The organism is Streptosporangium pseudovulgare (genome assembly GCF_014648055.1).
GTDB lineage: Bacteria > Actinomycetota > Actinomycetes > Streptosporangiales > Streptosporangiaceae > Streptosporangium > Streptosporangium pseudovulgare.
Map to the genome: position 1 here is coordinate 529,270 of NZ_BMQJ01000001.1, position 10,489 is coordinate 539,758.

Consider the following 10,489-nt stretch of genomic DNA (forward strand, 5'->3'; position numbering starts at 1 on the left):
GCCCCGGTTGAAGCCCCGTCTCATCCGTTACCGGCCCCGCCTGACCGCCCCGGCCGGCCATCTCTTCCCGGAGGAGTGGCCCTGATCAGCACGACGCCGGTCGCGAACCCCAGCGCCACGCACAGCGGCGTGTACAGCAGCAGGTTGAGCCAGTAGAACGGGGTGCCGGTGTCCGTGCCCAGCCCGGAGGCCCACGCGAGGCCGAGCTCCGCACGTACGAGCAGCCCCCCGCCCAGCGCGAGCGTGACCACCTTGGCGGGCCGGCCGCCCTGCCCGCGAGAGACGGCGATCACCGACAGGGCGGCGACGGTGAGCACGGCGATCAGGGGCACGAGCGTCCGCGCCGTGAAGGGCGTCTCGAAGTCGAGCACCGCCAGGGAGAGCGCCCGCGGGTCCGCGGCCGGCCGGACCAGCCAGTACAGGTGAAGGAACGCGTCGGCCAGCAGGCCTGCGGCGACGAAGGCCGCCGGGAGTGAGATTCTCATATCCAGCAGGAGGCGCGGAAATCGCCGGTGGTTCCATGGAACCTCCGCCGCGATCGACGCCTCTGGATGGTTATGACGTGGCCTGTTGCTGATATGGACCCGGTACGAAGACTGCGAGTGCTCGCCTCCGCCATCTCCGGCGCGTGTGTGGTCGAGCGCGTCATCCCCGCCCCGTTCGAGGACATCTGGTCCGTGGTGAGCGCCCTGGAAGAGGAGTTCGGCACCTTCGAACCGGACATGCGCCACCTGACCGTCGTATCCGGTCACGGGAGCGAGCGCCTGGTGGTCAAGGCACGGAGCAGGTACGGCATGCGCGCCAGGTTCGACGTCGAGTTGTGTCCCGGCTGGTGCTGGATGCAGAGCAGGTTCCTGATCGTCGGCGTGGCGGCGGTACCGGTACCGGGAGGGACCCTGGTCGCGCAGACCGGAGGGGTCCGCGTTCCCGGCCGGGCGGCGCTGGTGCCCGTGGGCGTGCGGACCGCGGGCGAGAAGGCGTTGGCCAGACTCGAGGCCAAGGTCACGCGGCGATGAGCGCCGACCTGGTGCGGGCCGCGCAGGGCGGCGACACGATGGCCATGAACGACCTGCTGAGCGAGCTGACACCCTACCTCGGCAGGATCTGCGGGCCCATCGCGCTCGACAACGGGCCCGACGCCGTCCAGGAGGCACTGATCGCGATCTTCCGGAACCTGGGAAGCCTGCGTGATCCGCGGGCCCTGCACGGCTGGGCCCGGGCGATAGCCGTACGGGAAGCAGTCAGGATCGCCAGACGGCGGCACCAGGCGGTGGAGCTCACCGAGCTGCCGTCGAGGCAGGACGTCGAGAGCGCGGTGAACATCCGTGACGTGCTCAAGCGGCTGTCAGCCGAGCATCGGGCGGTGCTGGTCCTGCGTGACCTGGAAGGACTGCCGGAGGATGAAGCGGCGCGGCTGCTGCGCGTGCCGGAGGGGACGGTCAAGTCCCGTCTGCACCGCGCCCGCCGGAGCTTTCGCAACGCGTGGCGGTCGTAAGGAACCTCCCGACGCCCGCCCGCCTCCTTCTGGTGGAATCCCACAGAACGGAGAGCATCCATGAGACCTCGCACGCTCGTGGTCCTGAGCCTGATCATCACCCTGGCAGTCGGCGCCGCCCTTTACGGCGCGCACGGTTACCGCCCCGCGGTCGCGAGCTACCGGCCGCCCGCGAACGCGCGGTTCCTCGACACCCCGCTCGCTCGCTTCCACTACGTCAAGGAGGGCTCCGGAGCGCCGGTCGTCCTGCTCTCACCCGGGGCCTCCTGGACCTACGGCTGGCGCCGTCAGGTCCCGGAACTGGCCCGCGAGCACACGGTCTACGTGGTGGACCTGCCGGGCCAGGGCTTCACCCGGCTGAAGGACCGGAGCTTCACCTGGGACCTGAAGGGGATGACCAAGGCGATCGACGTGTTCCTGGACGCGGCGGGCATCCAGCGTGCCGCGCTCGGCGGGCTGTCGTGGAGCGGAGGCTGGGCGCTGGCCTACGCCCAGCGCCACCCCGGACGCGTCAGCCGCCTGCTCCTGCTGGCCCCGTCCGGCGCGAGCACCCGAGACACCTGGGTGTACGAACTCATGAAGTACCCGGTCATCGGGGAGCTGTGGAACAACTGGTACTACGCCGACAGGTCCAGCTCACGCTCCGCGCTCAACCGGATCCACATCAACCGGGGCCGCATCACCGAGGAGGACGTGGACGCGTTCTGGGCGCCCGGCACCTTCCCCGACAACTTGGAGAGCCAGATTCTGCTCGAACGCGGCCTGGACTGGCGGGAGACCCTCGCCGCCATGCCGGCCACCACCACGCCCGCCCTGGTGATCTGGGGACGCCGGGACACCGTCAACCCCGTGGGGCAGGCCCGGGAGTTCGCGCGCCGGATGCCCGCCGTGCAGGTGCGCGAACTCGACGGCTGCGGCCACGCGCTGACCACCGACTGTCCGGAGCAGGTCACCCGGCTGCTGGCGGGCTACCTGCGGCGATGACGCCGGGGGCGTTGCCTGCCATGTTCGCGGATGGTCCAGGCCCCCGGTGATCGGCCGCCTTACAGATGGGCCGGCAGCATGTCCAGCGGCCGCGGATCACGGTCTCCGGCCGCCGTGGCCGTCCTCCCCACCGGGCCGGAGGTGTGCTATCAATTAAATGACCGAACAGCGTGTTTTGGTCAAAATTCTCGGAACGGCTGGTTCGCACGGACATGACGGCACAGAACAGAACCCGCGACGGCTCGTCGACCGGCGCGGAAGACGGCCCGAGGGCCGCCACGGGAGACGGACCGGGAGGCGGCGCGGAAGACGGGCCGGAAGACGGCGCGAAAGGCGGGCCGGAAGACGCGGCGCGGCCCAGGCGGCCCGGCCGGCCACCGCGTGACGCCGCCCGCCACCTGGAGCGGGCGCACCGCATCCTCGACACCGCCGGCGAACTCGTCCTCGACCGGGGCTACGACGCCACCACCATCGGGGACATCGCCCGGCGCGCCGGGGTCGCCAAGGGCACGATCTACCTGCACTGGCGGACCCGCGAGGAGCTGTTCGCCGCGCTGCTGCGCCGGGAACGGGCCGAGATGGCGGCCGAGGTGCGGCAGCGCGCGGAGGACACCCCCGGCCGGCTCCGCGACCTGCTCGGCCTACTCGCCGCCGGGCTGCTCCGCAGACCTCTGCTGCGGGCGAGCCTCCTCGGCGACTCGGCGGTGCTGGGCGGGCTCACCCGGGCCAAGCGCGACGACCGGGCGGACGCCGAGCTGCGCGCCGGACTCGGCCCCTACCTCGCCGCGCTGACCCGGCACGGCGCGCTGCGGGCCGACCTGACGCCCGCCGAGCACGTGACGGCCCTCTCCTCCATCCTCTACGGGTTCCTGACCATCCCCCGCCTGCTGCCCGGGCCGTACGTCCCGGACGACGAGCGGCTGGCGGAGCTCGTCGCGGACGCCTGCGGCCGGACGATGGAGTCCGGCACGGCGCCCACCGATGACGACGCCCGCGAGATCCGGCGGGCGACCCTGCGGCACATCGACTTCGTCCTGGAAGGCGCGCGGCGGAAGCTGAGCCTGTCCCTGGGCACCGAGGAGACCCCCCGATGAACGTCATCCCGTTGTCCGACGCCGCCGACCTCGCGACCGCGGGCGGCAAGGGCGCCTCCCTCGCCCGGCTGGCCCGCGCGGGCCTGCCGGTCCCCGGCGGCTTCTGCGTCACCACCGGCGCCTACCGCGACTTCGTCTCCCGCGACGGCCTGCACGAGGAGATCATGCGCGCCGTCGCCGAGCTGCCCGCCGACCGGGCCGCCCGGCGGATCGCGGAGCTGTTCGCCGCCCGGGAGGTCCCCGCGGGGACCGCCGCGGAGATCCTCGCCGCCCACGCCGGGCTCGGCGACGACGTCCCGGTCGCGGTCCGGTCGTCGGCCACCGCCGAGGACCTGCCCGGGATGTCCTTCGCCGGGCAGCAGGACACCTACCTCAACATCCGCGCCGACGGCCTGGTCGCGGCGGTCGCGCGCTGCTGGGCGTCGCTGTGGACCGAGCGGGCCATCGCCTACCGGACCGGCCAGGGCGTCCCGCACGACGACGTGGCGCTGGCCGTGGTCGTCCAGGAGCTGGTGCCCGCCGACGCGGCCGGCGTCATGTTCACCGCCGACCCGGTCACCGGCGACCGCGACCGGATCGTGGTCAACGCCTCCTGGGGCCTGGGCGAGGCCGTCGTCGGCGGGCAGGTGACGCCCGACACCGTCGTGGTCGACCGGTCCACCGGCGAGGTCGCCGAGGAACACGTCGCCGACAAGACCGTCATGACGGTCCGCACGGCCGGCGGCACCCGCGAGGAGCCGGTCCCGGACGACCTGCGCCGCCGCCCCGTGCTCGACCGGGCGCGGGCCGTACGGCTGGCCCGGCTCGGCGGGGAGATCGAGGAGCTGTACGGCACGCCCATGGACGTCGAGTGGGCCCTGCACGACGGCACGCTGCACATCCTGCAGGCCCGCCCGGTCACCGGCCTGCGCCGGCCCGTCGAGGAGTGGAACGACACCCTCAAGGGCGACTACCTGTGGACCTCCGCCAACCTCGGCGAGGCCATCCCCGACGTGATGACGCCCTGCACCTGGTCGGTCGTGCGGCTCTTCATCGTCGAGGCCATGTCGGCCTCCGCGCTGCCCGGCTTCGACCTGGTCGGCAACATCGGCGGCCGGTTCTACATGAACCTGAGCGTGATGCACTCGTTCGCCGCGGCGCTGGGCATGAAGGGGCGGCTCGGCGCGACCGAGCAGGTCTTCGGCAGGCTCCCGCCCGGCCTGGACGTGCCGTCGCTGCCCGCCTCCCGCTGGGAGATCATCGGGGCCGTGCTGCCCATGGCCTTCACGCTGCGCCGGCGGGTGCGGGTCAACCTCGCGCGGATGCCCGCCTTCCTCGCCACGGCGCGGGAGCGCAACGCGCGGCTGCGCGGGCGGATCGCCGCGACGACCTCCCCCGGCGAGCTGGCCGCCCTGTGGGAGGGGGAGCTGCTGCCGTACCTGGTGGAGGCGTGCCGCGTCCTGGAGGCCGCCGGGCGGCAGGGCGGCGCGACCCTGGTCATGACCCGCGACCGGCTGCGCAGGCTGGTGGGCGAGATCGACGCCGAGGCGATGCTCACCGGGGCCGGGGCCGACGGGGAGCTGGCCAGTCTCGGCCCGATCGTCGGCCTGGGCAGGCTGGCCAGGGGCGAGATCGACCGGGAGACGTTCGCCCGCGAGTACGGGCACCGGGGTCCGCACGAGTTCGAGCTGTCGGCCCCCCGGCCCGGCGAGGACCCGCGGTGGATCGACGCGCAGCTCGCCGCCATGTCCGGGACCAAGCACCGGGAGGAGGAGCTGTTCGCCCGCCGGAGGGAGGCGGGTGAGGCGGCCTGGCGGCGGTTCGGGGAACGCTTCCCGCGCCGGGTCGCCGCCACGCGGCGGCGGGTGGCGCGGTGGAACGCGGTCGTCCGCGACCGCGAGGCGGCCCGCTCGGAGGTGATCCGGGCCTTCTGGGCGGTCCGTGACCTCGTGCTGCGGGCCGGGGAGCTCACCGGCCGCGGCGAGGACCTGTTCTTCCTGTCGATCCAGGAGGTCGTCGCCCTGCTGCGCGGCGACGAGCGCCCCCTGGACCAGGTCGAGGTACGGCGGGCGACCTACGAGCGCTACGCCGCGCTGCCCGCCTACCCCACGCTGATCGTCGGCCGCTTCGACCCCGAACGCTGGGCCGCCGACCCCGACCGGCGGCGCGACCTCTTCGACGCCCGGGGCGGCGGCGTGCCGGTGAGCGAGACGGTCACCGGGTTCCCCGGGGCGCCCGGGATCGTCGAGGGCACGGCCCGCGTCATCGACTCCCCCGAGGACGGCGACCGGCTCGCCCCGGGCGAGATCCTCGTGACGACGCTGACCAACATCGGCTGGACCCCGATGTTCCCCCGCGCCGCCGCCGTCGTCACCGACATGGGCGCGCCCCTGTCGCACGCCTCGATCGTCGCGCGCGAGCTGGGCATCCCGGCGGTGGTCGGCACCGGCAACGCGACCATGCGCCTGCGCGACGGCGACCGGATCAGGGTGGACGGCGAGCGCGGCACCGTGGAGGTGCTGGCCTCCTGACCACGACCCCTGGCAGGCGCTCCTGCCCTGGCACCGGCCGGTCGCCTGCCGGAGCCGTTCCTCCCGGAGAGCTACGGCGTCACAGGGTTTTGTGTGTGGGCCGGCCTGGTGGCCGGGGCTTGTGCCGACGCGTCTCGGTCCGTCGTGCCGGAGGTCCTAAGCTGTGCGGTCATGCGATGCCTCCCCCCGATCGGCGCCGGTCCGCGGCGCCCGGCCGCCGCCGCCCGCCGGACCGTCCTCGCGGTGGTCGCGTGCCTGACCGCGTGCGCGGCCGCGGCGCCGTACGGGACGACCGCGCGGGCCGCCTCGGCCACGACCCCGCACGCCGCCACACGGGTCGCCCCGGCCACCGCGCCGTACGGGACGGTCGGCCGGACCGTATCCGCCGGGAGCCCGTCGCTGGGGAGGGGAGGGCCGGCGGTCACGTCGTGCCCGGAGCCGCCGCTCGTCGACGGCGGGATCCCCCGGGGGCGCGAGTACCTCACCGCGGTCGTGAAGTGCCTGAACAGGTCGTGGTCCGGCCACTTCGCGCGTGCCGGGCTGCGTTTCCGCGCGCCCGCGGTCCGCTTCTACGAGGAGCCCGCCGAGCGCGTGTGCGGCGTGCCCTGGCCCACCGGCGCGGCGGCCTTCTACTGCACGGAGAAGGCCACGGTGGTGTTCCCGCTCACCGGCGACTGGATCGAGGGCCGGACCGACCTGTACCCGCTGAAGGTCGCGGCGCACGAGTACGGCCACCACCTGCAGAGCCTCACCGGCTTCCGGGCCCGCTACGAGGCCCGCGCCCGCGCGGACCGCGCCCGCCGGGCCGAGCTCAACCGCCGCTACGAGCTGCAGGCGGACTGCCTGTCGGGGGTGTTCCTGGGCAGCGTCCGGGACTCCCTGTCCCGCACCGCGCCGGACTGGGCGGCCCTGTCGCAGGCGATCCGGGCCGCCGGCGACGACGGTGACGACGGCCCGCGCACCCATGGCACCGGCGCCCACCGGGTCCACTGGTTCGACCGCGGTCTCCGCACGGTCTCCCCGGCCGCCTGCGACACCTGGGCGGCCCCGCCGTCCGCGGTGTCGTGACGGCGGGGCCGCCGCGACGCGCGGCGGCACGGCCGGTGACCGCACGGCGGGCGGCTACGGTGTGACGGGTACGGGCGGCACGCGGACGCCGGCCGGATGACGGGTCCGGGCGACGCGACGGGCGGCGGTGCGGTGAACGGGAACGGCGCGGGTGTCCCGGCGGGCGGGGGTGATGACAGGTGCTCAGACTGGACCGGCTGGTGAACGTCCTCGGCGGGTACGGCGCCCGCCTGTGCTGCGCCCCGGCGTCGCGGGCGGTGGAGCTGCGCAGCGTGGCGGTGCACGACCCGACCGACCCTCACCCCGCGACCGGCGACGTGTTCCTGTCGGTCGGCGTGGACTCGGCGGCCGACGCCGTACGGCTGGCCCGGGCGGCGCGGGCCGCCGCGGTGCTGGTGCGCGGGCGGCCGCCGCTGGACGAGGAGGCCCTGGCCGGTGCCCGGGACGCCGGGATCGCCGTGCTGCTGGTGGAGCCGGAGGTGTCGTGGAGCCAGCTGGCCGGCGTGGTGTACGGGCTGGTGGTCGAGGGCCGCCAGACCGACGCCGGGCGGGGGCCCACCGACCTGTTCGCCCTGGCCGACGCGCTGGCGGCCGAGGTCGGCTCCGCGGTGACGATCGAGGACCAGATGTCGCGGGTGCTGGCCTACTCCGGTTCGCAGCAGGCCGCCGACCCGGCACGGCTGGAGACGATCCTGGGCCGGCGGGTGCCGGAGGCGATGCGCCGGCTGTTCGAGCGCGGCGGCGTCTTCGCGCACCTGACGACCTCCGACGAGCCTCTGTTCGTCGAGCCCTCACCCGAACACGGCCTGCGGGGACGCATGGTGGTCGCGGTGCGCGCCGGACGCGAGCTGCTCGGCTCGATCTGGGTGGAGTGCGAGCGCCCGCTGCCCGAGGAGCGCCGGGTCGTCCTCGTGGACGGGGCGCGGGCCGTCGCGCTGCACCTGCTGCGGTCCCGGGTCGGCGCCGATCTGGAGCGCCAGGTGGAGTCGGACCTGGTCATCCGGCTGCTGGAGGGCACGGCCGAGGCGCCTTCCCTGGTCAGCAGGCTCGGCCTGCCCGGGGGCCGGTTCCGGGTGATCGCGTTGCAGGCCCACGTCGCCGAGGAGCGGCACGCGGCGATCCTGCTGGCCTTCGAACGCGCGACCACGGGGTTCGGCTGGTCCCGGCCGGGACGCAGCGCGCTGTTCGGCAACACCCTGTACACCGTGCTGCCCTGCGGCGGCGACCCCGGGCCCGCCCGCGACTGGCTCGCCTCGATCGTGAACGTCCTGCCGCGGCGGGTCACCGTGTTCGCCGGCGTCGGCGGGACCGCGGACCTGGGCCAGTTGCCCGCGAGCCGGCAAGAGGCCGACGAGAGCCTCGCCCTGCGGGCCGCCCGGCCCCGCGGCGACCTGGCGGTCGTCTACGACGAGTCGTGGGACGGGATCCTGTTGCAGCGCCTGCGGGCGGCCGCCTCCGCCGGGCGCGTCCCGGCCCGCGGACCCGTCGCCGAGCTGACCAGGCACGACGCCGAGCGCGGCACCCGGTACATCGCGACGCTGCGCGCCTGGCTGGAGGAGCAGGGGGACCCGGTCGCCGCCGGGAACCGCCTGGGCGTCCACCCCAACACCGTCCGCTACCGGCTGCGCCGGATGGGGGAGATCACGAATCTGCAGCTGGAGCTGCCGGAGAAGCGGCTGGCGATGATCATCGCGCTGGCCGCAGGGCAGGACGAGCGGCCCTGACCCCGGGCGGCGGTCCCGGCCTTCCGGCGTCCGCGACGACGGCTCCCGGGAACGTCCCGGCGGCTCCCCGGAGGTGAGGCGAGATCCCCGGCAACCTCCGGCGGCTCCCGAGGGTGCCGACGGCGGCCCGGGTGTTTGTCACGGCCGGACAAGCCCGGCGTCACCGGTTGTCCGGCGCCGACAGACCGCTCCCGCGCCGGGCACGTCATGCTCGTGCCACGCGGGCGAGACACGCGTCGGGCGTACGACGAGCGTACGTCCGCCGGACGCCGTACGTACGGCGAGCGGACGAGTCGGAGCGGAGAGGTTGTCATGGGCATCGAGGGACCGCGCACGGCGGTGGTGATCGGCGCCGGCGTGGTGGGACTGTCCACCGCCTGGTTCCTGCAGGAGCGCGGTGTGGAGGTCACCGTGGTGGACCGCGACGGCGTCGCCGCGGGCGCGTCGTGGGGCAACGCGGGCTGGCTCTCCCCGGGGCTGGCCATCCCGCTGAACGAGCCCGGGGTGCTGCGCTACGGCATGCGCTCCCTGCTGGACCCGAGCGCCCCGCTGCACGTTCCGGCCACACTGGACACGGGGCTGTGGTCCTTCCTCACGCGGTTCACCGTCAACTGCACCTGGCGGTCGTGGGGCCGCGCCGTGAAGGCCAACCTCCCGTTCAACGAGGAGTGCCTGGAGGCGTTCGACGTGCTCACCGCCAACGGCGTCGAGGCCCCCACGGTGGAGGCGCCGATCCTGGCCGGGTTCGAGACCTCGCGCCAGGCCGTGGGTCTCCTGCACGAGCTGCGCCGGATCAACCGGTCCGGGCTGCACATCGACTACGAGGTGCTCGACCGCGACCGCCTCGCCGGGTACGCGCCGCAGCTCTCCTCCGGGGTGCGGGTCGGGATCCGGCTGGACGGCCAGCGCTATGTCGATCCCGGGGAGTTCACCCGCTCGCTGGCCCGTTCCGTCGTCGCCCGCGGCGGCGTCATCCGGTCCGGTTTCCGGGTGACCGGGGTGGATGACGACGCGGGCCGGCTCACCGTCCGGTCCGGCGCGGGGGACGACGTCACCGCCGACGCCGTCGTCCTGGCCACCGGCGCCTGGCTGAACGTGCTCGGCCGGGAGTGGGGGGTGCGGACGCCGGTGCGCGCCGGACGCGGCTACTCCTTCACCGTGCCGACCGCCGAGCCGGTGCCCGGGCCGATCTACCTGCCCGCCGTACGCGTGGCCTGCACGCCGTACCAGGGCGGGCTGCGCGTCGCCGGGACGATGGAGTTCCGCGACGCGGACGCCCCCCTGGACCCGCGGCGCGTCCAGGCCATCATCGAGTCCGCCCGGCCGCTGCTGGCCGGCGTCTCCTGGGAGGAGCGCACCGACACCTGGGTCGGCCCGCGCCCCGTCACGCCCGACGGGCGGCCGCTCGTCGGCGCGACCAACGCGCCGGGACGGTTCGTCGCGGGCGGTCACGGCATGTGGGGGTTCACCCACGGGCCGGTGACCGGGCGCATGCTCGCCGAGCAGATCACCACCGGCAAGCAGCCCGAGGCCCTGCGCGACTTCGACCCCACCCGCTGAGGACCCCACCCGCAGAGGACCTCGTCCGCTGAGGACCTCATCGGCTGAGAACCC

At 74.6% G+C, this 10,489-nt stretch carries 9 protein-coding genes; 8 read left to right on the forward strand and 1 reads right to left on the reverse strand.

From position 1 onward, the window contains the following. Positions 1–20 precede the first annotated feature (20 nt). On the reverse strand, positions 21–485 hold the full coding sequence (locus IEZ10_RS02240) for a DUF3995 domain-containing protein (protein ID WP_189244727.1): 465 nt from the start codon (positions 483–485) through the stop codon (positions 21–23). 117 nt (positions 486–602) lie between these two features. Here IEZ10_RS02240 and IEZ10_RS02245 point away from each other — a divergent pair, with 117 nt between their 5' ends. From IEZ10_RS02245 to IEZ10_RS02280, 8 genes are all read left to right on the forward strand, one after another. Next, entirely contained in the window at positions 603–1,016 is a 414-nt protein-coding gene (locus IEZ10_RS02245) for a hypothetical protein (RefSeq protein ID WP_229810855.1), read from the forward strand. Continuing rightward, complete coding sequence (locus IEZ10_RS02250; protein WP_189244729.1) at positions 1,013–1,495, forward strand: RNA polymerase sigma factor; 483 nt, start codon at positions 1,013–1,015, stop codon at positions 1,493–1,495. The genes IEZ10_RS02245 and IEZ10_RS02250 overlap by 4 nt, the downstream gene beginning before the upstream one ends. A gap of 60 nt (positions 1,496–1,555) precedes the next feature. Then, positions 1,556–2,479: an alpha/beta fold hydrolase gene (locus IEZ10_RS02255; protein ID WP_189244730.1), complete on the forward strand. Its 924-nt coding sequence runs from the start codon at positions 1,556–1,558 to the stop codon at positions 2,477–2,479. 212 nt (positions 2,480–2,691) lie between these two features. Next, positions 2,692–3,573 (forward strand): TetR/AcrR family transcriptional regulator, encoded by an 882-nt coding sequence (locus tag IEZ10_RS02260; RefSeq protein WP_229810856.1) that lies wholly within the window; start codon positions 2,692–2,694, stop codon positions 3,571–3,573. Next, the gene (locus tag IEZ10_RS02265; protein ID WP_189244731.1) at positions 3,570–6,083 is read left to right on the forward strand and encodes a PEP/pyruvate-binding domain-containing protein; all 2,514 of its coding nucleotides are present in this window, start codon (positions 3,570–3,572) and stop codon (positions 6,081–6,083) included. Before IEZ10_RS02260 ends, IEZ10_RS02265 begins: the two co-directional genes overlap by 4 nt. A gap of 171 nt (positions 6,084–6,254) precedes the next feature. Continuing rightward, complete coding sequence (locus IEZ10_RS02270; RefSeq protein ID WP_189244732.1) at positions 6,255–7,151, forward strand: neutral zinc metallopeptidase; 897 nt, start codon at positions 6,255–6,257, stop codon at positions 7,149–7,151. A gap of 179 nt (positions 7,152–7,330) precedes the next feature. Then, positions 7,331–8,875 carry a PucR family transcriptional regulator gene (locus tag IEZ10_RS02275; protein WP_189244733.1) on the forward strand — a complete coding sequence of 515 codons (1,545 nt, stop codon included), beginning with the start codon at positions 7,331–7,333 and terminating at the stop codon, positions 8,873–8,875. A 312-nt stretch (positions 8,876–9,187) separates the two neighbouring features. After that, positions 9,188–10,435: an NAD(P)/FAD-dependent oxidoreductase gene (locus IEZ10_RS02280; RefSeq protein ID WP_189244734.1), complete on the forward strand. Its 1,248-nt coding sequence runs from the start codon at positions 9,188–9,190 to the stop codon at positions 10,433–10,435. Positions 10,436–10,489 lie beyond the last annotated feature (54 nt).

What these genes read in the sequence shown, in the direction of transcription:
- IEZ10_RS02240 (WP_189244727.1), bottom strand. Translation starts at nt 485, where the DNA reads ATGAGAATCTCACTCCCGGCGGCCTTCGTCGCCGCAGGCCTGCTGGCC.
- IEZ10_RS02280 (WP_189244734.1), top strand. Translation starts at nt 9,188, where the DNA reads ATGGGCATCGAGGGACCGCGCACGGCGGTGGTGATCGGCGCCGGCGTG.
- IEZ10_RS02270 (WP_189244732.1), top strand. Translation starts at nt 6,255, where the DNA reads ATGCGATGCCTCCCCCCGATCGGCGCCGGTCCGCGGCGCCCGGCCGCC.
- IEZ10_RS02255 (WP_189244730.1), top strand. Translation starts at nt 1,556, where the DNA reads ATGAGACCTCGCACGCTCGTGGTCCTGAGCCTGATCATCACCCTGGCA.
- IEZ10_RS02265 (WP_189244731.1), top strand. Translation starts at nt 3,570, where the DNA reads ATGAACGTCATCCCGTTGTCCGACGCCGCCGACCTCGCGACCGCGGGC.
- IEZ10_RS02260 (WP_229810856.1), top strand. Translation starts at nt 2,692, where the DNA reads ATGACGGCACAGAACAGAACCCGCGACGGCTCGTCGACCGGCGCGGAA.
- IEZ10_RS02250 (WP_189244729.1), top strand. Translation starts at nt 1,013, where the DNA reads ATGAGCGCCGACCTGGTGCGGGCCGCGCAGGGCGGCGACACGATGGCC.